Origin of the sequence: Sphingomonas jinjuensis, assembly GCF_014197105.1 — a bacterium.
In the GTDB taxonomy this organism is placed as follows: domain Bacteria; phylum Pseudomonadota; class Alphaproteobacteria; order Sphingomonadales; family Sphingomonadaceae; genus Sphingomonas; species Sphingomonas jinjuensis.
Genome location: NZ_JACIEV010000001.1, coordinates 538,497 through 560,592 on the forward strand (window position 1 = coordinate 538,497; position 22,096 = coordinate 560,592).

Below are 22,096 nucleotides of genomic sequence, written 5' to 3' on the forward strand. Positions count from 1 at the left end.
CGGATTTCCAGCGTGACCCATCGATCGCTGTGATCGAGGCTACAGCGCCTCGACCTGCGGGAAGCCGCGGGTCGCCAGCGTCGCTGCGATCGCCCGTTCACGGATCCCGAGGCGGGTGAAGACGAGGCGGTGCTCCGGGTGCTCAGGCCACTCCTGCCCTTGCGTGAGATAGGCGACGCGGCGGGCGATGCCCTCGCCGCTGTCGATGAAGCGGAGGCCGGGCGGCGCGACGGCGATGAGGTCGCCCTCGATCAACGGAAAGTGGGTGCAGCTGTTGACGATGACGTCGATGCGGTCGCCGTCGGGCTGGTCGAGCAGCCGGTGCAGTTCGGTCGCGATGCGATCGCGATCGGGCGCGATGCCGGCCAGCACGCCCTCGGCGATCTCGACCAAGGCCGCCGATCCGTGACGCAGGACGATGCAGTCGGCGGCGAAACGGTGGGCGAGGTCGTCGACATAGGGCTGGCGCACCGTCGCCGACGTACCGAGGACGCCGATCACGCGGTTACGGCTAAGCGTTGCCGCCGGCTTGATCGCGGGAACGGTGCCGACCACCGGCACGTCTAGCGCGGCGCGTACCGCGGGGAGCGCGATCGTCGATGCGGTGTTGCACGCGATCACCACCAGTCGGGGGCGATAGCGCTCGACCAGCCGGCCGAGCAGTGCGGGTACACGCGCCGCGATGTCGGCCTCGCTCTTCGTGCCATAGGGAAAAGCCGCCGAATCGGCGACGTAGACCACCGGCGCGCGCGGCAGCAGCGCCTGCACCGGGGCGACGATCGACAGGCCGCCGACGCCCGAATCGAAGAACAATAGGGGCCGTGCGTCCATCATGGCGCGGCTTAGCCGGCTTTGGTCCGGTCGCAAGCGGTTGGCGAGCCGCGAACAAGCCGTTATGAGGGGAAGGAAGGGGGAACAAGTTGCCAACCCAGATCCTGTGGATGGCGCCCGCGGCTGCGCTGCTGATCGGCTATCTGCTCGGTTCGATCCCGTTCGGGGTGATCCTGACGCGGGCGGCCGGCGCCGGCGACCTGCGCCAGATCGGCTCGGGCAACATCGGCGCGACCAATGTGCTGCGCACCGGGCGCAAGGGGCTGGCGGCGGCGACGCTGCTGCTCGATGCGCTCAAGGGCGCGGTAGCGATCTGGCTGGTGTCGCGGCTGTTCCCCGGCGACGAGCAGCTGGCGGCGGCCGGCGCCTTCATCGGCCATTGCTTCCCGATCTGGCTGCGGTTCCGCGGCGGCAAGGGCGTCGCGACGCTGATGGGCATCGTGCTGGCGCTGTACTGGCCGATCGGGCTGGTCTTTGCCGCGGTATGGCTGGGGCTGCTGGCGACGGTGCGCATCTCGTCGGTCGCGGGGATGGCGGCGGCGGTGTCCGCGCCCGTCGCAGCGGCGGCATTCGGGCGGTTCGACCTCGTCGCGCTGCTCATCGGGCTGGCGCTGATCGTCGTGTGGAAACATGGCGCCAATATCGAACGGCTGCTCGCCGGCACCGAGCCCAAGGTCGGTCGCAAGGGTGAGTGACGCGCTCGCGCGGCTGCGGCTGCTGCGCACGGCCGGAATCGGCCCGGTCACCTATCGCCAGCTGATCGGCCGCTTCGGCAGCGCGGCGGCGGCGATCGAGGCATTGCCGATGCTGGCGCGCCGCGGCGGGGGCGAGGCGCCGCGCGTCGCCGACCAGCGTATGGTCGAGCGCGAGATGGCGACGACCGAGCGGCTCGGCGCACGCTATCTGTTCCAGGGCGACGCCGATTACCCGCCGCTGCTCGCCGAATTGGCCGACGCCGCCGCCGCGGTGACGGTACGCGGCGATCTGGTGCTGGCGCGGCGGCCGTGCGTTGCGATGGTCGGCGCGCGCAACGCCTCGGCAGCTGCCTGCCGTTTCGCGCGCGGACTGGCGCACGAGCTGGCGCGGGAGGGCGCGGTGGTGGTGTCTGGGCTGGCGCGCGGGATCGACACCGCGGCGCATGTCGGCGCGATGCCGGCGACGATCGGCGTGATCGCCAGCGGGATCGACGTCGTCTTTCCGCCCGAAAATGCCGAGCTACAGGAGCGGGTGGCGAGCGAAGGCCTGCTGATCGCCGAGCAACCGCCCGGCACCGAGCCGCGCGCGCGGCACTTTCCGTATCGCAACCGGATCATCGCCGGGCTGTCGCTCGGCACCGTCGTGGTCGAGGCCGCGCCGCGCTCCGGCTCGCTGATTACGGCGCGGTTGGCGAACGAGGCGGGGCGCGAGGTGATGGCGGTGCCGGGCAGCCCGCTCGACCCGCGCGCGCAGGGGTGCAACCTGCTGATCCGCGAGGGTGCGACACTGGTCCAGAATGCCGCCGACGTGATGGAGCTGATCCGCCCGATCGATCCCAGGGCGGTACGTGCGCCGACATCGGGCTATACGCCACCGCCCGCCGACGAACCGAGCGATGCCGACCGCCGCGCCGTCGCCGCGCTGCTCGGCCCCGTACCGGTCGCGGTCGACGAACTGATCCGTCAATCGGGATTGGCGCCGGCCGCGGTGCAGCTGGTGCTGCTCGAGCTCGAATTGGCGGGCCGGCTCGATCGCCACGCGGGCGGCCGGGTGGCGTCGGCCTGAGCCCGAACGACAAAGGGGCCGCCGGCGTCTCCACCGGCGACCCCTCCCCCGTTAGCCGATGAGGCGGATCAGGCGTAGGTGACGGCGACCCTCTTGCGACGATAGCGCGCCGCGCCGGCGACCATGCCAAAGCCGACGAGCATCATCGCCCAGGTCGACGTTTCCGGCACCGCGGCGATCGTGCCCGACAGCGAGCGGACGTCGAAGAACACGACATTGCGGCGCTGCGACTCGCCCGACAGCGATCCGAGCTGGGTGACCGACTGGGTCAGCGGCAGCGGGAACTGGAGCGTCAGTGCATTGCCGCTGACCAGCGACGAAATGGTGAAGGCGGCGCCCGATAGCGTCGTGCCGGGCAGGCTGCCCATCGTCCATGCCGCGGTGCTGGTGGTGTAAAGGATGGATTCGAATTTACCGGACGCGCTGCTGGTCAGCGAGAAGGCTTCGAGCGCCGACATTGCATCGTTGGTGCTGATCGTGCCGGTCAGCGTGCCGGCGGCCTTGCCATTGGCGGTGTCGGTGAAGGTGCCGTTGACCGTGAACATCTTGGTCGCGTTGGCCGTACCGGCCGTGAAGAGGGCAGCCGTAGCCGCGCCCAGAAAGAGCATCTTGCGCATCATGATATAGTCCCCCGTTGTGAGCTTTGATTACTCGACTAACGGACCGGATCATCAGTCAAATTCGCATGTGCAGCAAGTCTATGGTTGCCAACCCTGGTTAACGAATGCTTTGCAATGTACGTGTCGCACTGTGCCTTTTTGGGATTGGTCCGGCTTGGTGTATCGGACGCGGGACCCGCCGGGCGGCGGCTTGACGCGGGCCCGGTTCGCTCTTCACCCTCGCGCGTACGTGTGAGGCTCTCCATCTAAGGCGTACATGCAGCTCGTCATCGTCGAATCGCCCGCCAAGGCGAAAACCATCGAGAAGTATCTGGGGTCGGATTATCGCGTTCTCGCGAGCTACGGCCACGTCCGCGATCTGCCGCCGAAGGACGGGTCGGTGAACCCCGACGACGGGTTCTCGATGGAATGGGAAAACTACGCCGACAAGGCCAAGCAGCTGAAGGCGATCGCCGACGAGGCGAAGAAGGCCGATCGACTGATCCTGGCGACCGACCCCGATCGCGAGGGCGAGGCGATCAGCTGGCACGTGCAGGAGGTGCTTCGTGCGCGCAAGGCGCTGCCCAAGGATGTCCAGCGGGTGACCTTCAACGCGATCACCAAGCCGGCGGTGACCGCGGCGATGCAGGCACCGCGCGAGCTCGACGAGGACCTGATCGACGCCTATCGGGCGCGCCGCGCGCTCGACTATTTGGTCGGTTTCACGCTGTCGCCGGTGCTGTGGCGCAAGCTGCCCGGCGCCAAGTCGGCGGGCCGCGTCCAGTCGGTGGCGCTCAGGCTGATCGTCGAGCGCGAGCGCGAGATCGAGCGCTTCGTCGCGCAGGAATATTGGTCGGTCGCGGCGCAGATGGAGCATGACGGCACGCCCTTCGTCGCGCGGCTCGTCACCTGGAACGGCGACAAGCTCGACCGGCTGTCGATCGGCGACCAGGCCAGCGCGATGCGCGCCAAGGCCGATGTCGAGGCGGGGCGCTTCTCGGTCCAATCAGTCGAGACCAAGCCGGCAACGCGCAACCCGCCGCCGCCGTTCACGACGTCGACCTTGCAGCAGGAGGCGGCACGCAAGCTCGGCTTCTCGGCCAGCCATACGATGCGGATCGCGCAGGGCCTCTACGAGGATGGCGCGATCACCTATATGCGGACCGACGGCGTCCAGATGGATGGCAGCGCGATCAGCGCGGCGCGGCTGGCGGTCGCGAACCGCTATGACGCCAGCTACGTCCCCGACAAGCCGCGCCAGTATCAGACCAAGGCGAAGAACGCGCAGGAAGCGCACGAGGCGATCCGCCCGACCGATTTCGGCAAGGATCGCGTCGGCGGCGGCGACCATGCGCGGCTGTACGACCTGATCTGGAAGCGCGCGCTCGCCAGCCAGATGGCGTCGGCGCGGATGGAGCGGACCACGGTCGAACTGAGCGAAGGCACCGGCCGCCATGTCCTGCGGGCGACCGGACAGGTCGTGCTCTTCCCCGGCTACCTCGCGCTCTACGAAGAGGGCCAGGACGAGGAGAGCGAGGAGGCCCGCCGTCTGCCGCGGCTGCGCGAGGGCGACGCGCCGGCGAAGAAGGCGGTCGATGCCGAACAGCATTTCACCCAGCCGCCGCCGCGCTTTTCCGAGGCCAGCCTGGTCAAGCGGATGGAGGAACTGGGGATCGGTCGCCCGTCGACCTATGCCTCGATCATCCAGACGCTGAAGGACCGCGCCTATGTCCGCATCGAGAAGAACCGCTTCTTCGCCGAGGAGAGCGGGCGGCTGGTGACGGCGTTCCTCGAGCGCTTCTTCGAACGCTATGTCGGCTATGACTATACCGCCGAGCTCGAGGAAGAGCTGGACGACGTGTCGGGTGGCCGGGCGCAGTGGCAGTCGGTGCTGGAGGCGTTCTGGCGCGATTTCAAGCCGCGCACCGCCGAGGTGATGGAGCAGAAGCCGAGCGAGGTCACCGCCGCGCTCGACCAGTTCCTGGCGCCGTATCTGTTCCCCGACAAGGCCGACGGCAGCGACCCCAGGCTGTGCCCCAATTGCGGCGAGGGCAAGCTGGCGCTGCGCGGCGGGCGGTTCGGCGCGTTCATCGCGTGCTCGAACTATCCCGAGTGCAAATACACGCGTCGCTTCGCACAGGGCGGGAGCGAGGCGGGGGCGGACACCGGCCCCGAAGCGCTGGGCAAGGATCCCGAGACGGGACTCGAGGTCGAGCGCAAGTCGGGACGGTTCGGGCCGTACATCCAGCTCGGCGAGGGGAAGGACGCAAAGCGCGCCTCGATCCCCAAGGACATCGGTGAACTCGACCTGGAGATGGCGCTGAAGCTGCTGAGCCTGCCGCGCACCGTCGGCCAGCATCCCGAGACGGGGGCGGACATCACTGCGTCGATCGGGCGCTATGGGCCGTATCTCGCGCACAACGGCAAATATGCGCGGCTGCAGTCGACCGCCGAGGTGTTCGAGACGGGGATGAACGCGGCGGTGGTGAAGCTGGCCGAGGCGGCGGCGGGTGGCGGGCGGCCGCAGCGTGGCGCCGCGCGCGCGCCGTTGAAGGAGTTGGGCAAGCATCCGCGCACCGAGCTGGAGCTGAAGCTGATGGAGGGCCGCTATGGCGCTTACGTCACCGACGGCACCACCAATGCGACGCTGCCCAAGTCGGTGACGCCCGACGAGTTGACGCTGGAGGAAGCCGCGTCGCTGATCGACGCACGCGCGGCGGCGGCACCGGCCAAGGGAAAGAAGAAGCCGGGGGCGAAGAAGGCACCGGCAAAGAAGGCTGCGGGTGCGAAGGCTCCGGCCAAGGCCGCGGCGAAGAAGCCGGCTGCGAAGAAGACGGCGGCGAAGAAGGAATAGCCCGTTACCCCGGCCTTGAGCCGGGGTGACGGTGGTGGTGTGGAGGCGTTGTGCTGCTGATCTTCGGGATGGGGTACACGTCGCGGGCGATCGCCGCGCGGTGGCCAGGTGTGGTGGTCGGCACGACGCGCGACGGGCGTGACGGGACGCTGCGGTTCGATGACGACGCAGCGGTCGGCCCCGCCCTTGCGGCGGCGACGCATGTACTGTCGTCGGTGCCGCCCGATGCCGACGGCGATCCGGTGCTGAGCCGCTACGGCGACCGGCTCGGTGGCAAATGGCACGGCTATCTCTCGTCGACCGGCGTCTATGGCGACGCGGGCGGGGCGTGGGTCGACGAGAGCGCGCCGATCGCCGGGCGTCGCGCCAATCGCAACGCGGCGGATGCGGCGTGGCTGGCGCTGGGGGCGCGGGTGTTTCGGCTGCCGGGCATCTATGGGCCCGGCCGATCGCCGCTCGACCGCGTGCGCGAAGGCGCGGCGCATCGCGTCGACGTGGAGGGGCAGGTGTTCAGCCGGGTGCATGTCCACGATATCGCGGACGCGGTGGTACGTGCCGCGACGGCGCCCGCGGGGGCGTACAACATCGCCGACGACGTGCCCGCCGCGCAGAACGACGTCGTCGCCCATGCCGCCGCGCTGCTGGGGATGGCGCCGCCGCCGTTCGTGCGGCTCGACACGCTGTCGGCGCCGGCGCGTGCCTTCTATGCCGAGAACCGGCGGGTGGCGAACGGCAAGGCGAAGCGCGTGCTCGGCTGGAGCCCGCGCTATCGCGATTATCGCGCCGGCCTCTTGGCCCTCAGCGCGACGACCAGCCCCACCGCCGCCAGCGCCGCGCCACCGCCGGCGAGCGGCGACCAGCGATAGCCCTCGAACAAGGTCGACAGCAGCATCGCGATGACGGGGACGATGACGCTGGAATAGGCGGCCTTGGCCGGGCCGATCACGCGCAGCACGCCGAAATAGAGCGGGAAGGCGAGCGCCGAGGCGGCGAGTCCGAGGTAGACGATACCCGCCAGATAGCTAGCGCGCCATTCGATCACCGGCGGCCCGTGCAGCCACCAGGCGAAGGCGGCGTCGAGCGCGGCGCCCATCAGCATCGCCACTGAAAGCGTCGGGATCATCGGATAGCGTTTCGCCAGCGGCGTCGCCTGGAGGACGTTGGCGGACGAGGCGGACAGGATCGCGAGCAGGGTGAAGCCGATGCCGGTCAGCGCGGTGGCGGGACCGTGCGGGTCGCTGCGCACCTCGTGCAGGAACAGCAGCGCGACGCCGGCCATCGCGATGGTCGATCCCACGACGAGCTGCCGCCCCAGCCGCTGGCCGAGGAAGAGGCGCGCGAGGCCGGCGTTGGGCACCAGCAGCATCGCGAAGACGACCGCGACGAGACCCGAGGTGATGAACTGTTCGGCGCGATAGACGAAGTTGAAGTTGAGGCAGAACTGCAGGACGCCGATCGCCAGCGCGAACAGCCAACCGGCACGGTCGAGCCGGAAGCTGTCGCGCTTCACCAGCGCCCAGACCGTCATCGCGATGCCGGCAACGAGAAAGCGATAGCTGACCGACCAGCTCGACGGCACCACCGCGACCTGATCGCGAATGACGAGCCAGGTCGAGCCCCAGATCAGCGTGACGATGGTGAAGGGGACAAGGATCGCGGCGCGGGTGGAGTTGGGCCGATCCAGTTCCTCCCCTGCAAGGGGAGGGGGACCGCTCGCGTTAGCGAGTGGTGGAGGGGTGGACGCGGGCGTGTCGCTTGGGGCTACCCCTCCACCACCGGCTGACGCCGGCGGTCCCCCTCCCCCTCCGGGGGAGGATTTGCTGGTGTCGCTCACAGTGCCGCTATCGCGTCAGCGAGGGCGCCAACGTCGCCCTCGTCGCTGTCCCACGCGGTGACGAGGCGGATCTCGCCCGGTGCCCAATCGTAGAAGTCGAAGCCCTTCGCCCGCAGGGCGGCGGCTTCGTCCGGGGTCGCGCGCAGGAACACCTCGTTCGCCTCGACGGGGTGGATCAGGCGATCGCCGCCCGCCGCCGCCAGCGTCGCGGCGCGGGCGTTGGCGGCACGGGCGGTGTCGAGCCACAGGTCGTCGTCGAGCATGGCCAGCACCTGGGCGGCGAGGTAGCGGCCCTTCGACAGCAGCAGCCCGGCGCGCTTGCGGCGATAGCGGGTGACGGCGGCGAGGTCGGGGTCGAAGAACACGAGGCACTCCGCGCTCATCGCGCCGTTCTTGACGAAGCCGAAGCTGAGTGCGTCGACTCCCGCCTGCCACGTCACCGCGGCGGGGGTGCAGCCGAGCGTCGCCACCGCATTGGCGAAGCGTGCGCCGTCCATGTGGAATCCGAGGCCGCGGCCGCGCGCGAGATCGCCGATCGCGGCGACCTCGGCGGGGGTGTAGACGCGGCCATATTCGGTGGCGTTGGTGATCGAGATCGCGTGCGGCTGAACACGGTGGACGTCGTCCGGGATCGCGTCGAGCACCGCCTCGATCGCGGCGGGCGTCAGCTTGGCGCCCTCGCCCTCGGCCAGGAACAGCTTGGCGCCGTGGGTGTAGAATTCGGGCGCGCCGCCCTCGTCGTTCTGAATGTGCGCGTCGCGGTGGCAGACGATGCCGCCGTGGGGCGGGCACAGCGCCGCGAGTGCCAGGCAGTTGGCGGCGGTGCCGCTCGGCACCCACAGCGCGGCGACCTCAGTCCCGAACAGCGCCGACAGCCGGCCGTCGAGCGACCGCGACAGCCGGTCGCCGTCATAGGCGGTGTCGAGGCGATCGGCGGCCTGGATCGCCTGCATCACGCGCGGGTGGACGGCGGCGGCGTTGTCAGAAAAGAAGCGCATCGACCGCCGATTAGCGGGATGGGCGGGTAGTCGCCAGTGCGGCATGTCGTCATCCTGAACTTGTTTCAGGATCTCCTTGGGGCTGGCCATATGCGCGCCACGGGGAGATGCTGAATCGAGTTCAGCATGACGGGTGTCTGGTTAGGGAGGTTAAAACTCCCCGCCGTCGGGCGGCGGTGGTTCCTCACGGCGGTCTTCCGGCGGCGGCGGTTCGTCGCGGTCGCGGCGGGAGGGGCCGGCGGTGATGCTGCCGTCGTCGTTGAAGCGCAGGTTGATGCCCAGCCCGTCGAGCTCGGCCTGGTTCGCCTCGAGCACGTTGGCGGCATCGCCGACCAGCGCCTCGGGATCGATCACGTCGGTCGGCGGCGCCTTCACGACGGGGGCGATGTCGAGCGCCGAGACCATGAAGTCGCGCCAGATCTGTGCGGGGATGCCGCCGCCGTGGAGGCCGGGGTTGGGGGTATTGTCGTCGTTGCCGACCCAGACGCCGACGACGAGGTCGCCGGCGAAGCCGATGAACCACGCGTCGCGGCCCGATTGCGAGGTGCCCGTCTTGCCCCAGGCGGGTACGGTCAGTGCCGCCTCGCGCCCGGTGCCGCGCAGCGACGAGTTGAGCAGCGTCAGCATTTCCTCGCGGACATTCTCGGGCATTCGCGTCTCGCGGCCGGTCAGGCTTTCCAGCCAGCCCTTGTCCTTCACTTCCTCGATCCCGCGCGGGCGCACCGGATAGCTGCCGTTGGCGACGCCGGCATAGGCGGCGGTCAGTTCGAGCAGCGATACCTCGGCGGTGCCGAGCCCGATCGTCGCCTCGTTGGGAATGGGCGTCGAAATGCCGAGGTCGCGCGCCGCCTTGATGACGTTCTTGACGCCGACCTGCTGAGTCAGCCGGGCCGCGGCGACGTTGGACGAACGGGCGAAGGCGCGGCGCAGCGTAATGGGGCCCAGATAGCGGTTGTCGTCGTTGCGCGGCTTCCACCCGGCGAAGTCGAAGCGGGTGTCGTCGACGGTCGAATCGGGAGTCAGCCCGGCGCGCATCGCGGCGAGATAGACGAACAGCTTGAAGGTCGAGCCCGGCTGGCGCTTCGCCTGGGTGGCGCGATTGAACGGGCTCTTGCCGTAATCGCGCCCGCCGACCATCGCGACGATGCGGCCGTCGCGGCGCATCGCGACCAGCGCAGCCTGCGCCTGACGAAGACCGGCGCGGCGGATGACTGCCTCCGCCTCGCGCTGGAGGTTGCGGTCGAGCGTCGTCTTGACCGTCGCTTCGGACTTGATGGCGCCCGCCGCCTCGCGCGCTTCGGGGAGGACCCAGTCGGCGAAATAGGTGCCGGTCGGTAGCGCGCTGGGCGAGGCGGGGAGGACGCGCTGCGGCTGGACGCGATCGGCCTCCGCCTTGGTCAGGAAGCCGGCGTCCTCCATCGCCGCGACCACCACCATCTCGCGAGCCCGGGCGCCCTTCAGGTTACTGGTCGGGGCAAGCCGCGAGGGCGCCTTGACCAGCCCGGCGAGCATCGCCGCCTGGCCGATGTTGAGCGCCTGGGGCGTGCGGCCGAAATAATGCTTCGCGGCGGCGGTGATGCCGTAGACGTTGTCGCCGAAATAGGCGTTCGAGAGATAGCGCGAGAGGATCTCGTCCTTCGACAGCCACGCCTCGAGCCAGAAGGCGATCATCACTTCACGGATCTTGCGCGCGGCGGTGCGATCCGAGTCGAGGAAGGCGTTCTTCGCCAGCTGCTGCGTGATCGTCGATCCGCCCTGGCGCACGCCGCCCGACCCGACATTGGCCCAGGCGGCGCGGGCGATGCCGCGCGGGTCGATTCCCCAGTGCGAGTAGAAGCGCCGGTCCTCGATCGCGAGGAACGCCTGCGTCACATGCTTGGGCAGCTTGGCGGCGTCGACTGGCGCGCCGATGATCGCGCCGCGGCGCGCGATCGGGGTGCCGTCCTCGGCGGTGATGGTGATCGACGGCGGCGTCGGCGGCTGGAGCGATTTGGACAGCGGCGCGGTGATCGCCAGCCAGCCGATCGCGATGACGAGCAGGACGATGCCGGCGGCGGCGCCGCGGACGATCCACTTGCCCCAGGCGACGCGGCGGCGCGGCTTTCCCGGCGAATCAGGGGCGCGATAGTGCCAGCCGTCGTCGTCCAGCTGCGCCCGGTCGTCGTCGCCCAGCGCATAGCGCCGTGCGATCGGGATACGCTTGTCATAGTCACGGGGCACGTCACGCATCGGGTCGTCCAGCCGGTCAGCCATGAAGTGTATTACATCCCTAAGGCGGCTGCGGCAAGCATCGCTGGTTTTACGCCCTTTATCTTGGAGCAAGGCCGCGGGGAAGGGCATGGCATCGCCGCGTGGCCCACGCTATCGCGGGCACCATGCCGACGCCCGATCCCGCCGCCCTTCCCCTCGTCGTCGGTATCGGCGGGACGATCGGCGGGGTGTCGTCGACCGAGCGGTCGCTGCGCATCGCGCTCGACGCGGCGGCGGCGCAGGGCTTTCGCACCCAGCTGTTCGGCGGTGCCGACATGGCGCGGCTGCCGCTGTACGATCCGCGCGCGACCTCGCGCACGCCGGAGGAGCAGGCGTTCGTCGCGGCGGTCCGGGCGGCGTCGGCGGTCATCATCGCCAGCCCCGGCTATCACGGCAGTATCTCGGGCGTGGTCAAGAACGCGCTCGACCTGCTGGAGGAAACGGCGCGCGACGAGCGGCCGTATCTCAGCGACATGCCGGTCGGGCTGATCGCCACCGCCTATGGCTGGCAGGCGACGGGATCGACCATCGCCGCGCTGCGTTCGATCGTCCACGCATTACGCGGTTGGCCGACGCCGTTCGCGGCGGCGATCAACACCCAGATCACGAAGTTCGACGAAGAGGGGCGCGCGAGCGACGCGGCGGTGATGGAGCAATTGAGCCTCATCGGCCGCCAGGTCGCCCGCTTCGCGCCGCTCGCCGCCGAGGCGAAGAGGATGCAAGAATGAGCGAGAATTGGGCCGAGGGCAGGATCGCGCTGGTGACCGGCGCGACCTCGGGGTTCGGCGACGCGGTGGCGCGGCAGCTGCACGCGGGCGGTGCGCGCGTGATCGCGGTCGGCCGGCGTGAGGAGCGATTGCGTGCGCTTGCCGACGACCTGGGCGACCGGGTGCATCCGCTGCGGCTCGACCTGAGCGACGGACCGGCCATCGCGCCGGCGCTGGCGGCGTTGCCCGAGGCATTCCGCGGCATCGACATCCTGTTCAACAACGCCGGCCTCGCGCTGGGCCTGGCGCCGGCGCAGAAGGCGTCGATCGCCGACTGGCGCCAGATGATCGCGACCAACGTGTCGGCGGTGACCGAGCTTGCTCATGCGGTGCTGCCCGGCATGGTCGAGCGGGGCGCGGGCGACATCGTCAACATGGCGTCGGTCGCGGCGAGCTATCCCTATCCCGGCGGAAACGTGTACGGCGCGAGCAAGGCGTTCGTCCGCCAGCTGACGCTGAACCTGCGCGCCGACCTGATCGGCACGGGGGTGCGCGTGACGTCGATCGAGCCGGGGATGTGCGAGACCGAATTCTCGGTCGTGCGGTTCGAGGGCGACCAGGCGAAGGCCGATGCGGTCTATGCCGGGATGACTCCGCTGAGCGCCAAGGACATCGCCGACACGGTGACGTGGATCCTGCGCCAGCCGCGGCATTTCAACGTCAACACGATCGAGCTGATGCCGATGCAGCAGGCCTTCGGCCCGTTCGCGGTGGCGCGGGACTGACCGACTCTAGCCCCTCCCCTTCAGGAGTTTCGGGTCGGTCTATGCCCCGCATCGACCTGAAGCTGCCGTGGGCAGCTTCACCCGGAGCTGGGTTGGGGTGGGGGACACGGGCGATGGCCTCTGCGAGGCTCGCCCCACCCCCTACCCCTCCCCTGAAGGGGAGGGGCCTTGCCGGAGTCACCCCGAATTCCGCAGCCCCGTCGCGATCGCGTTGATTGACAGCAGGATGCCCTCCGCCACGCGGGCGTCGTCCTCGCCGGCGCGGTGGCGTTTCAGCAGTTCGATCTGGAGCAGGTTGAGCGGCTCGATATAGGGCACGCGCAGCCGGATCGAGGCGTCGAGCGCGGGGTGTTTTTCCAGCAATCGCGACTGGCCGGTCACCGCGAGCAGCCCGTCGTGCGCCTGGTGCCAGCCGGTGCGGATGCGGCCGAACAGGCGGTCGCGCAGGGCTTCGTCCTCGACCAGCTCGGCGTAGCGCGCGGCGAGGCGGATATCGCTCTTCGCCAGCACCATCTCCATGTTCGCCAGCGTCGCGGCGAAGAAGGGCCAGCCCTGCGCCATCTCGGCGAGCAGCGCCTTGTCCTCGAACGCGGCGATCGCCTGGCCGACGCCGTACCAGCCGGGCAGCATGACGCGCGCCTGCGCCCAGCTGAAGACCCACGGGATGGCGCGCAGATCCTCGATCGCGTCGGATTTCTTGCGGCTGGCGGGGCGGCTGCCGATCTTCAGCCCCGCAATCTCCGCGATCGGCGTCATCTGGCGGAAGAAGGTGCGGAAGTCGTCGTCGCCGTAGACGAGGTCGCGATAGGCGGCGAAGGCGCTGGCCGACAGCGCGTCCATCGCCGCGCCGAACTGCTCGTTCTCGGCATTGGACAGTCGCGGCGGCTCCAGGCTGGCGAGGATCGTCGCCGAGGCCATCGCCTCCAGATTGGTCATCGCGCTTTCGGGCGTGCCGTATTTCGCCGCGATCACCTCACCCTGCTCGGTGATGCGGATGCGGCCCTGAACGGTGCCGGTCGGCTGGGCGCGGATGGCGGAGAAGGACGAGCCGCCGCCACGCCCGACCGCGCCGCCGCGGCCGTGGAACAGCTGCATGGCGACGCCCGCCTCCTCGAACACTGGAGCGAGCGCGGTCGATGCCTTCGACAGGCTCCACACCGACGTCAGATAGCCGCCGTCCTTGTTCGAATCGGAATAGCCGATCATCACTTCCTGATGGCCGCGCGCACGGGCGATCGCGGCGACCTCGGGCAGCGCGAACCACTTCGCCATAATCGCGGGCGCCGCCTCCAGATCGCCGATCGTCTCGAACAGCGGGATCGCCATGATCGCGGCGGTGGCAGGCTCGCCGGGGCGGTAGAGGCCGGCTTCCTTCAGCAGCAGATGGACCTCGAGCAGGTCGGACACCGACTGCGCCATCGAGACGATGTAATGGACGATCGCCGCGGCGCCGTAAGTGGCGTGGGCGCACGCCGCCTCGCGCACGATGGCGAGTTCGGAGGCGGTTTCCTCGGAATAAGCGGCAAAGGGGCTGGCGAGCGGGCGGGCGTTCGACAGCTCGCGGCGCAGGAGGGCGACGCGGGCGTCCTCGTCGAGGCTTGCATAGTCCGCCTCGACCCCGGCCACCTCGAGCAGCTCAGCGACGACGCGCTCGTGGACCGCACTGTTCTGGCGCAGGTCGAGCGGGGCGAGGTGGAAGCCGAACGTCTCGACCGCACGGATCAGCCGGCCGAGCGCGCCGCCGCTCGCCAGCGTGCCGCCGCCGCCGCGGCCGAGTCCGCGGGCGATCGCGACGAGATCGGCACGCAGCGCCTGCGGATCGGGATAGGGCTTGCCGGTCACACGCACGGCGCGCGGCGGCGCCTTGCCGGTCAGCGCGCGATAGCTCTCGCTGAGGCGGGCATAGATGCCGGCGATGGCGCGGCGATAGGGTTCGTCGGCGCGGCTGGCGGCAGCGTCGCCGCTCGCCTCGGCCAGCGCCAGCACGGCGTCGTCGACCTCGGCATGTTCGGTCGAGATCGACAGTTCGCCGCCGAGCGCATGAATCTGTTCGAGATACCAGGCGAGCACCGTCTCGCTGGCGCGCGACAGCGCGGTCTTCAGGCTGTCGGCGGTGACGAAGGGATTGCCGTCGCGGTCGCCCGCGATCCAGCTGCCCGGGCGCAGGAACGAGGGCACGCGCTCGCCCATCGCCCGGTCCCAGCGCTGGTAGAGCGCGGGGAGGGTGGGGAGGAAGACGTCGCGGAAATAGCTGAGCGCGGTCTCGACCTCGTCGGTGACGTATAATTTCTCGCGGCGCAGGACACGGGTCTGCCATAGAAGCGCGATCTGGCGGGTGATCGCGTCGTCGACCCGGTCGCCGTCGGCGGTTTCCTCGACCCCGGCATCGCGCAGGCTCATCAGCGCAGCGACTCGGTTGCGGTGGTCGATCATGCTCTTGCGCCGCACCTCGGTGGGGTGGGCGGTGAGCACGGGCGACACCAGGGCGTCGGCGAGCAGCGAACGCACGCGGTCGCGCCCGATGCCCTCCGCCTCCAGCGTCGCGAGCGCGGCGGCGACGTCCGCGCCCTCCTCGGCGGCGATGCCCTGGCGATCCTCGGCCAGGTTGGCGAGCATCGAGAAGAGCATGAAACCACGGGTGAAATCGAGCGTCTCGTCGAGCCCTAACTGATCGAGCTGAAGCTGGCGCGCCTCCGCCGCAGGGTCGGGCGCGGCAGCGCCGTTGCGGACCGGATTGGCCTTGTGCCACTCGACCGAATGGCGGCGGATCGTCTCGGTCGCCTCGTACAGCGCCTCGCCGCCATAGGCGCGGATCACCTCGCCGAGCTTGGCGCCCAGATAGCGGATGTCGGCGGTGTTCTCGATGCGGGGGAGGCTGTGCATGGGCGCGATGCTGCGCTGCGGCACGTTATCGGTCAAGGCTGGGGATTGCGCCCGTACCAGTGCAGGCTATCACCATGACCGTGGATCATCCCAACGACCCCGCCGCGGCGCGCGCGCGCCTCACCGAAATGCTGGTGCGTACCGGCGACGAGGACCGGGCGGCGTTCCGCGAGGTCTATCGGCTGACCTCGGCGAAGCTTTTCGGCATCTGCCTGCGTATCTGCGGTGAGCGACAGGCGGCGGAGGATGTGTTGCACGACGTGTATCTGCTGGTGTGGCGCCGTGCGGGCGGGTTCGAGCCCGGCCGGGCAAGCCCGATCAGCTGGCTGGCGACGATCGCGCGCAACAAGGCGATCGATTGGCGCCGCGCGAGCGGCAGCCGTGCCGCCGGGCCAATCGAGATGGCGGGCGAGCTGGCCGACACGCGCCCGATCGCGACCGACACGATGCTGGCCGACGAGCAGCTGCGCCGGCTTCACGCGTGCCTCGACGGGCTGGAGGATCGGCAGCGCGATGCGATCCGCACCGCCTTCTTCGACGGCGTGACCTATAGCGAGCTGGCGACACGGATCGCGGTGCCGCTGGGAACGATGAAGAGCTGGGTCCGGCGCGGGCTGATGAACCTCAGGAGCTGCCTCGATGCCGCCTGAGGAGCAGCACGACGTCGCCGCCGCCGAAGTCGCGCTCGGCCTGCTCGAGGGCGAGGAGCGCGCCGCGGCGCTGCGCCGGATGCTGGCGGAGCCGGCGTTCGCGGCGGATGTCGCCTGGTGGCGCGATGCGCTGGCGCCGCTGGTGGCGGGCTGGGCCGAGGCCGCGCCGTCCGCCGATGTCGAGGCGCGGATCATGGCCGCGGTCGAGGGCGACGAGGTGAGCCAGGCGGTGCGCTGGCGCGCGGTCGCCGTGGCGCTCGCGGCGTGCCTGGTCGCGGCGGTGGCGCTGCTGGCGATGCTGCGCGAGCCGGTGGTGCGGATTGTGCGGATGCCGGCCCCGGCCGCACTGGTCGCGGCGATCCAGCCGAGCGACGGCAAGGGCGCGGCGCTCGCGGCGACCTATGATCCCGCATCGGGCGAGATGCGGCTGTCCGGCGCGCCGACGGTGCCGCAGGCGCGCGTCGCCGAGCTGTGGGTGATCGGCAAGGACGGTCCGCCACGCTCGCTGGGGCTGCTGCGTGGCGAGGGCGTGCGCCGGGTGGCGGTGGCGCGCGATCGGCGCGGTCTGCTGAGCGATGGCGTGACGCTGGCGGTGTCGGTCGAGCCGCTCGGTGGATCGCCGACGGGATTGCCGACCGGACCCGTGGTGGCGACGGGGACGCTGGCGCGGGTCTAAGCCCTTGATCCTCCCCCGCCAGGGGGAGGTGGCGTCGCAGGCGACGGAGGGGGCGGACTCCCAACAAGCATGGTCGCCCACCGCCCCCTCCGTCAGCGCTGACGCGCCGCCACCTCCCCCTGGCGGGGGAGGACCGACCGGTGGCAAATCCTCCCCTGCAAGGGGAGGGGGACCGCGGCGCAGCCGTGGTGGAGGGGTAGCCGCAGGCTGCATCGCTTGGGGCGAGTACCCCACCACCAGCCTGCGGCCGGTCCCCCTCCCCCTCCGGGGGAGGATTGGGATGGTCGGTGAGTGACGGTTGGGGCATCGACATTCCCGCCCACACCCGCCACGACGCATGGCCATGGACTTAGCTACCATCGCCGTCGTGTTCGCCGCCGGGGTCGTCGGCGGCGCGATGAATGCGCTGGCGGGCGGCGGGACGTTCGCGACGCTGCCGTCGCTGCTCGCCGCGGGACTGCCCGCGAATATCGCCAACGCCACCAGCAACGTCGCGCTCTTGCCGGGCGCGGCGACCAGCGCCTGGGCGTTTCGCGACGAGCTGGGACCGGTCGGTGGGGTCGGCATCCGCACGCTGTCGGCGGTGACCTTTGTCGCTGGCCTCGTGGGCAGTGCGCTGCTGGTGATGACGCCGAGCCGCGCGTTCGATCTCATCATTCCATGGCTGGTGCTCTATGCCTTCGTCGTCCTCGCCTTCGGCCAGCACGCCTCGGCGTGGCTGCGCGCGCGGGTGACGATCGGGACGCGAACGCTGATCGTCGTCCAGGCGCTGCTCGGTATCTATGGCGGCTATTTCGGCGGCGGCGTCGGGCTGATGACGACCGCAACCTATGGCCTGCTCGCCGGGCACACCCCGCGCGAGCTGTTCGCGCCGCGAACGCTGATGCTCGCCATCGCCAATGCGGCGGCGGCGATCGTCTTCGTGGTGGCCGGCATGGTCGCCTGGGCCGCCTGCCTGCCGATGGTGGTGGGATCGGTTTTCGGCGGCTGGGGCGGCGCGAAGCTTGGACGGGTGCTGTCGCCCGCAATTATCCGCGGCTGGACCTTGTTCGTTACGGGGGCGACTACCATCGTGTTCTTTGCACGCGCATATGGTGCGTAAATCCACGACACCCTCTTGTGTGGCATTAATGCAACACCATCTCGGGCGGAAAGGCAACAGGACCACGCATGAACCTCGAGAAATTTACCGACCGCGCCAAGGGCTTCCTGCAATCGGCGCAAACCGTCGCGATCCGGCTGAACAACCAGCAGATCACGCCCGAGCATATCCTGAAGGCGCTGCTCGAGGATGAGCAGGGCATGGCCGCTGGGCTAATCCAGGCGGCCGGCGGCGACGCCAAGCGTGCCGTCAGCGAAACCGATGCGGCGTTGGCGAAGCTGCCCGCCGTCTCCGGCTCGGGCGCGCAGAATGCGCCGGGGCTGTCGAACGACGCGGTGCGCGTGCTCGACCAGGCAGAAGAGATCGCGAAGAAGGCGGGCGACAGCTTCGTCACCGTCGAGCGGCTGCTCGTCGCGCTCGCGCTCAGCCTCAACACCGCGGCGGGCAAGGCGCTGAAGGCCGCGGGCGTCGCGCCGGAAGCGCTCAATACTGCGATCAACGACCTGCGCGGCGGCCGCACCGCCGATACGGCGAGTGCCGAGGACCGGTACGACGCGCTGAAGAAATTCGCGCGCGACCTGACCCAGGCGGCGCGCGACGGCAAGCTCGACCCCGTGATCGGCCGCGACGAGGAGATTCGCCGCACCATCCAGATTCTGGCGCGCCGGACCAAGAACAATCCCGCGCTGATCGGCGAGCCCGGCGTCGGCAAGACCGCGATCGCGGAAGGGCTGGCGCTGCGCATCGCCAACGGCGACGTGCCCGACACGCTGAAGGACCGCCAGCTGATGGCGCTCGACATGGGCTCGCTGATCGCAGGCGCGAAGTATCGCGGCGAGTTCGAGGAGCGGCTGAAGGGCGTGCTCGACGAGGTGAAGGGCGCCGACGGCCAGATCATCCTGTTCATCGACGAGATGCACACGCTGATCGGCGCGGGCAAATCCGAAGGCGCGATGGACGCGGGCAATCTGCTCAAGCCAGCGCTGGCGCGTGGCGAACTGCATTGCGTCGGTGCGACCACGCTCGACGAATATCGCAAATATGTCGAGAAGGACCCTGCGCTCCAGCGGCGGTTCCAGCCGGTGTTCGTCGGCGAGCCGACCGTCGAGGACACGATCAGCATCCTGCGCGGGCTGAAGGACGTGTACGAGCTGCACCACGGCGTACGGATCACCGATGCCGCGATCGTCGCGTCGGCGACGCTGTCGAACCGCTACATCACCGATCGCTTCCTGCCCGACAAAGCGATCGACCTGATGGACGAGGCGGCGAGCCGGATCCGCATGGAGGTGGAGAGCAAGCCCGAGGAGATCGAGACGCTCGATCGCCGCATCATCCAGCTGAAGATCGAGCGCGAGGCGCTGAAGCGCGAGAGTGATGCCGCGTCGCAGGACCGGCTCGCGACGCTGGAGGGCGACCTTGCCAACCTCGAGCAGCAATCCGCCGAGCTGACGCAGCGCTGGCAGGCGGAGAAGGACAAGATCGGTGCCGAGACGCGGCTGAAGGAGCAGCTCGATGCGGCGCGCGTGGCGCTGGAGCAGGCGCAGCGGTCGGGCGATCTCGCCAAGGCGGGCGAGCTGTCCTACGGCACCATCCCGCAGCTGCAGAAGCAGCTCGACGAGGCGCAGGGCCAGACCAAGGGCGCGATGCTGCGCGAGGAAGTGACCGCCGACGACATCGCCGGGGTGGTCAGCCGCTGGACCGGCATCCCCGTCGATCGAATGCTCGAAGGCGAGCGCGAGAAGCTGCTCAAGATGGAAGAGGGGCTGGGCGAGCGCGTGATCGGCCAGGCCGATGCGGTGCGCGCCGTGTCCACCGCGGTGCGCCGCGCGCGGGCCGGGTTGCAGGACCCGAACCGGCCGTTGGGGTCATTCCTGTTCCTGGGCCCGACCGGCGTCGGCAAGACCGAGCTGACCAAGGCGCTCGCCGAATTCCTGTTCGACGACGCCTCCGCGATGGTGCGCATCGACATGAGCGAGTTCATGGAGAAGCACGCGGTCGCGCGGCTGATCGGCGCCCCCCCGGGCTATGTGGGCTATGAGGAAGGCGGCGTGCTGACCGAAGCGGTGCGACGGCGGCCCTACCAGGTGGTGCTGTTCGACGAGGTCGAGAAGGCGCACGGCGATGTCTTCAACGTGCTGCTCCAGGTGCTCGACGACGGACGGCTGACCGATGGTCAGGGGCGGACGGTCGATTTCCGCAACACGCTGATCGTGCTGACGTCGAACCTGGGCAGCCAATATCTGGCGAACATGGCCGATGGCGAGAGCGTCGAGAGCGTCGAGCCGCAGGTGATGGAGGTGGTGCGGTCGCACTTCCGGCCGGAATTCCTCAACCGGCTCGACGACATCATCCTGTTCCACCGGCTGGGGCAGGCGCACATGGCACCGATCGTCGACATCCAGGTCGGCCGCGTCCAAAAGCTGCTGGCGGATCGCAAGGTGGCGCTGACGCTGACCGATGCGGCGCGCGACTGGCTGGGCCGGGTGGGGTACGACCCGGTCTATGGCGCACGGCCGCTGCGCCGCGCGGTGCAGCGCTACCTGCAGGACCCGCTCGCCGACCTGATCCTGCGCGGCGAGGTGAAGGATGGGGCGACGGTGACTGCCGGCGAGGGCGATGGGAAGCTGGCGTTGAGCGTCAGCTGAAAACCGGACCGGTGATGCGTCTTCGGCCTGCCCGGATCGACTCCGCTATTCGTCGATGCTGCCGCCGAGCACACGGTAGCTGTCGACGAAAGGGCGCAGGTGGTCCGCGTAGCGCCGCCCGCGGCCAATCGCCCGGTTGTTGATCGGCGCGCGCACCTGGGTGAGGCTGGCCGTCGTCACCAGCCGTTCGGTCCGTTCGGGCGAGAAGACGTCGGGCTCGACGTCCAGCCCGACATGGGCGAGCAGCGGCGGAATGCGGGCGTGCTTGTCGGCCACCAGTGCTTCATAATCGACCACCATCAGTCGATCGCCGAGGATATCCTGCCACCGTTCGAGCAGTTCTTCCTCCAGCCGGATATGCTCGGCCAGCGCCTGTTGCGACCAGCTCCACGGTAGCCCGGTAAGGAACCAAGTGCTGAAGCACGACCAGGCGACGTCGAGGGGATCGCGCCGCATCCAAAGGAGCGGCGCTTGCGGCGCGATCGATGCAAGCAGCCCCAAATAGCGGCTCGCATCCAACGTCTTGTCGACGACGCGGCCCATGCGGCCGAAGCGCTGGGCGAGCAAATGGAGATAGGTGCGCGACGCATCGGTCGGATTATGACGCAGCGTCCAATCGGCCATGTGGCGATAGCTCGTGCCGCCGATAGCGTCTACCACGACCCCGAAGCGCGCCACTTCGTCGCCGTCGACGACTGCACTGTGGCTGACCAGGATCTGCTCTACCAAGGTGGAGCCAGACCGCGGCAGTCCGGTTACGATGATGGCGCGGTCGGTCGGCATGCGGACCCGTCCGGCGATGGCGTCAATCCGATCCCCCGTCCACTCGCTCACGGCCGCTTTGGCGTGTTGACGATCGCCTTCGACATCGTACCGACGGACGGACGCGACTAGTGCTGCGCCCGCTGCGATGCTGGCGTAGGCACGTGCGGTATTGCCGCGATCGTCCCATAGCTTGCCGAGCGCATAGAGATAGGCGGCGCGATCCTCGGCATTGGCGCTGCGCATCGACACCTCGGCGTCGAGGATCAGCGTTGCGAGCGGCTCGTCGTCGTCCAGCGAGCCCAGCATCGAGATCGTCTGCAGGATTTGCCCCGAGCCCGGTTGCAATCGATGCGCGTCGATCAATGCCGCGCGGGCGGCAGAGGCGTCGCCCAGGTTGAGCGCGATCGTGCCGCGCAGATAGGCCGTCGCTGCCGGATGAGTGCCGACCGATGGCGTGCGATCGAGCACGGCCAGCGCCTCACGCGGTTTGCCGGTCTGGGCATAGACGAGCGCTCGATCATATGCTGCCGTCGCGTTCCCGGGCTGCGCGGCGGCAAAGAGGTCGATGGCCGATCGCGCGAGCTCGAACTCCCCAAAATGCAGGAGTGGCTGAGACAAGCTCTTCCAGCCGCTAGTCAGCGGTGCGCGCGCGGCCAGTAGCGACTTTACGCTTCGAACGAACGTGTCCCGATCGCCGCGCTGCAACGCTTGCGAGACGGCGGCGGCGAGTTGCTGGACCGAGGCGCTCATGAG

At 69.5% G+C, this 22,096-nt stretch carries 17 protein-coding genes; 10 read left to right on the top strand and 7 right to left on the bottom strand.

The genetic code is table 11. The features are described from left to right. Positions 1 to 39: 39 nt before the first annotated feature. On the bottom strand, positions 40 to 834 hold the full coding sequence (murI, locus tag GGQ80_RS02665) for a glutamate racemase (RefSeq protein WP_183982245.1): 795 nt from the start codon (positions 832 to 834) through the stop codon (positions 40 to 42). Between the two features lie 107 nt (positions 835 to 941). Here murI and plsY point away from each other — a divergent pair, with 107 nt between their 5' ends. Together plsY and dprA are read left to right on the top strand one after the other, a co-directional pair. Further along, entirely contained in the window at positions 942 to 1,526 is a 585-nt protein-coding gene (gene plsY, locus GGQ80_RS02670) for a glycerol-3-phosphate 1-O-acyltransferase PlsY (RefSeq protein ID WP_183982461.1), read from the top strand. Beyond that, positions 1,519 to 2,592 carry a DNA-processing protein DprA gene (gene dprA, locus GGQ80_RS02675; protein WP_343050777.1) on the top strand — a complete coding sequence of 358 codons (1,074 nt, stop codon included), beginning with the start codon at positions 1,519 to 1,521 and terminating at the stop codon, positions 2,590 to 2,592. Before plsY ends, dprA begins: the two co-directional genes overlap by 8 nt. Positions 2,593 to 2,660: 68 nt before the next feature. On the opposite strand, the gene GGQ80_RS02680 is transcribed toward dprA, so the two are convergent. Beyond that, a complete protein-coding gene (locus GGQ80_RS02680) occupies positions 2,661 to 3,212 on the bottom strand; it encodes a PEPxxWA-CTERM sorting domain-containing protein (RefSeq protein WP_183982250.1) in 552 nt (183 codons plus the stop codon). Between the two features lie 256 nt (positions 3,213 to 3,468). On the opposite strand from GGQ80_RS02680, the gene topA reads away from it, so the two are divergent. Both topA and GGQ80_RS02690 read left to right on the top strand, forming a co-directional pair. Further along, the gene (topA, locus tag GGQ80_RS02685) at positions 3,469 to 6,045 is read left to right on the top strand and encodes a type I DNA topoisomerase (RefSeq protein ID WP_183982253.1); all 2,577 of its coding nucleotides are present in this window, start codon (positions 3,469 to 3,471) and stop codon (positions 6,043 to 6,045) included. Positions 6,046 to 6,113: 68 nt separating this feature from the next. Further along, complete coding sequence (locus GGQ80_RS02690) at positions 6,114 to 6,911, top strand: Rossmann-fold NAD(P)-binding domain-containing protein (RefSeq protein WP_183982463.1); 798 nt, start codon at positions 6,114 to 6,116, stop codon at positions 6,909 to 6,911. Here the strand turns inward: GGQ80_RS02690 and GGQ80_RS02695 are convergent. The 3 genes from GGQ80_RS02695 to GGQ80_RS02705 form a co-directional block, all read right to left on the bottom strand. Then, positions 6,821 to 7,729, bottom strand: coding sequence for a DMT family transporter (locus GGQ80_RS02695; RefSeq protein WP_183982462.1), 909 nt, complete (start codon positions 7,727 to 7,729; stop codon positions 6,821 to 6,823). The genes GGQ80_RS02690 and GGQ80_RS02695 overlap by 91 nt on opposite strands. A 146-nt stretch (positions 7,730 to 7,875) precedes the next feature. Then, the gene (locus tag GGQ80_RS02700) at positions 7,876 to 8,877 is read right to left on the bottom strand and encodes a threonine aldolase family protein (protein ID WP_183982464.1); all 1,002 of its coding nucleotides are present in this window, start codon (positions 8,875 to 8,877) and stop codon (positions 7,876 to 7,878) included. A 150-nt stretch (positions 8,878 to 9,027) separates the two neighbouring features. Further along, complete coding sequence (locus GGQ80_RS02705; protein WP_183982255.1) at positions 9,028 to 11,130, bottom strand: transglycosylase domain-containing protein; 2,103 nt, start codon at positions 11,128 to 11,130, stop codon at positions 9,028 to 9,030. Positions 11,131 to 11,252: 122 nt separating this feature from the next. Here GGQ80_RS02705 and GGQ80_RS02710 point away from each other — a divergent pair, with 122 nt between their 5' ends. Next, the gene (locus GGQ80_RS02710) at positions 11,253 to 11,855 is read left to right on the top strand and encodes an NADPH-dependent FMN reductase (protein ID WP_183982465.1); all 603 of its coding nucleotides are present in this window, start codon (positions 11,253 to 11,255) and stop codon (positions 11,853 to 11,855) included. After that, on the top strand, positions 11,852 to 12,619 hold the full coding sequence (locus GGQ80_RS02715) for an SDR family NAD(P)-dependent oxidoreductase (protein WP_183982257.1): 768 nt from the start codon (positions 11,852 to 11,854) through the stop codon (positions 12,617 to 12,619). Before GGQ80_RS02710 ends, GGQ80_RS02715 begins: the two co-directional genes overlap by 4 nt. Positions 12,620 to 12,796: 177 nt before the next feature. Here the strand turns inward: GGQ80_RS02715 and ppc are convergent, their stop codons facing one another. Continuing rightward, on the bottom strand, positions 12,797 to 15,502 hold the full coding sequence (gene ppc / locus GGQ80_RS02720) for a phosphoenolpyruvate carboxylase (protein ID WP_183982259.1): 2,706 nt from the start codon (positions 15,500 to 15,502) through the stop codon (positions 12,797 to 12,799). Positions 15,503 to 15,576: 74 nt separating this feature from the next. On the opposite strand from ppc, the gene GGQ80_RS02725 reads away from it, so the two are divergent. The 4 genes from GGQ80_RS02725 (at position 15,577) to clpB (ending at position 20,578) form a co-directional block, all read left to right on the top strand. Beyond that, positions 15,577 to 16,152, top strand: coding sequence for a sigma-70 family RNA polymerase sigma factor (locus tag GGQ80_RS02725; RefSeq protein ID WP_183982261.1), 576 nt, complete (start codon positions 15,577 to 15,579; stop codon positions 16,150 to 16,152). Beyond that, the gene (locus GGQ80_RS02730; RefSeq protein ID WP_183982263.1) at positions 16,142 to 16,828 is read left to right on the top strand and encodes an anti-sigma factor; all 687 of its coding nucleotides are present in this window, start codon (positions 16,142 to 16,144) and stop codon (positions 16,826 to 16,828) included. The genes GGQ80_RS02725 and GGQ80_RS02730 overlap by 11 nt, the downstream gene beginning before the upstream one ends. A gap of 343 nt (positions 16,829 to 17,171) precedes the next feature. Further along, the gene (locus GGQ80_RS02735; RefSeq protein WP_183982265.1) at positions 17,172 to 17,930 is read left to right on the top strand and encodes a sulfite exporter TauE/SafE family protein; all 759 of its coding nucleotides are present in this window, start codon (positions 17,172 to 17,174) and stop codon (positions 17,928 to 17,930) included. 68 nt (positions 17,931 to 17,998) lie between these two features. Then, positions 17,999 to 20,578, top strand: coding sequence for an ATP-dependent chaperone ClpB (clpB, locus tag GGQ80_RS02740; protein ID WP_183982267.1), 2,580 nt, complete (start codon positions 17,999 to 18,001; stop codon positions 20,576 to 20,578). 45 nt (positions 20,579 to 20,623) lie between these two features. Here clpB and GGQ80_RS02745 read toward each other — a convergent pair whose 3' ends face one another. Continuing rightward, positions 20,624 to 22,093, bottom strand: coding sequence for a tetratricopeptide repeat-containing sulfotransferase family protein (locus GGQ80_RS02745; RefSeq protein WP_183982269.1), 1,470 nt, complete (start codon positions 22,091 to 22,093; stop codon positions 20,624 to 20,626). Between the last annotated feature and the right edge of the window lie 3 nt (positions 22,094 to 22,096).

Bases quoted from the DNA above. Each gene is read 5' to 3' on its own strand.
- murI (WP_183982245.1), bottom strand. From the start codon at position 834: ATGATGGACGCACGGCCCCTATTGTTCTTCGATTCGGGCGTCGGCGGC.
- plsY (WP_183982461.1), top strand. From the start codon at position 942: ATGGCGCCCGCGGCTGCGCTGCTGATCGGCTATCTGCTCGGTTCGATC.
- GGQ80_RS02680 (WP_183982250.1), bottom strand. From the start codon at position 3,212: ATGATGCGCAAGATGCTCTTTCTGGGCGCGGCTACGGCTGCCCTCTTC.
- topA (WP_183982253.1), top strand. From the start codon at position 3,469: ATGCAGCTCGTCATCGTCGAATCGCCCGCCAAGGCGAAAACCATCGAG.
- GGQ80_RS02690 (WP_183982463.1), top strand. From the start codon at position 6,114: ATGGGGTACACGTCGCGGGCGATCGCCGCGCGGTGGCCAGGTGTGGTG.
- GGQ80_RS02700 (WP_183982464.1), bottom strand. From the start codon at position 8,877: ATGCGCTTCTTTTCTGACAACGCCGCCGCCGTCCACCCGCGCGTGATG.
- GGQ80_RS02705 (WP_183982255.1), bottom strand. From the start codon at position 11,130: ATGGCTGACCGGCTGGACGACCCGATGCGTGACGTGCCCCGTGACTAT.
- GGQ80_RS02710 (WP_183982465.1), top strand. From the start codon at position 11,253: ATGCCGACGCCCGATCCCGCCGCCCTTCCCCTCGTCGTCGGTATCGGC.
- GGQ80_RS02715 (WP_183982257.1), top strand. From the start codon at position 11,852: ATGAGCGAGAATTGGGCCGAGGGCAGGATCGCGCTGGTGACCGGCGCG.
- ppc (WP_183982259.1), bottom strand. From the start codon at position 15,502: ATGCACAGCCTCCCCCGCATCGAGAACACCGCCGACATCCGCTATCTG.
- GGQ80_RS02725 (WP_183982261.1), top strand. From the start codon at position 15,577: ATGACCGTGGATCATCCCAACGACCCCGCCGCGGCGCGCGCGCGCCTC.
- GGQ80_RS02730 (WP_183982263.1), top strand. From the start codon at position 16,142: ATGCCGCCTGAGGAGCAGCACGACGTCGCCGCCGCCGAAGTCGCGCTC.
- GGQ80_RS02735 (WP_183982265.1), top strand. From the start codon at position 17,172: ATGGACTTAGCTACCATCGCCGTCGTGTTCGCCGCCGGGGTCGTCGGC.
- clpB (WP_183982267.1), top strand. From the start codon at position 17,999: ATGAACCTCGAGAAATTTACCGACCGCGCCAAGGGCTTCCTGCAATCG.
- GGQ80_RS02745 (WP_183982269.1), bottom strand. From the start codon at position 22,093: ATGAGCGCCTCGGTCCAGCAACTCGCCGCCGCCGTCTCGCAAGCGTTG.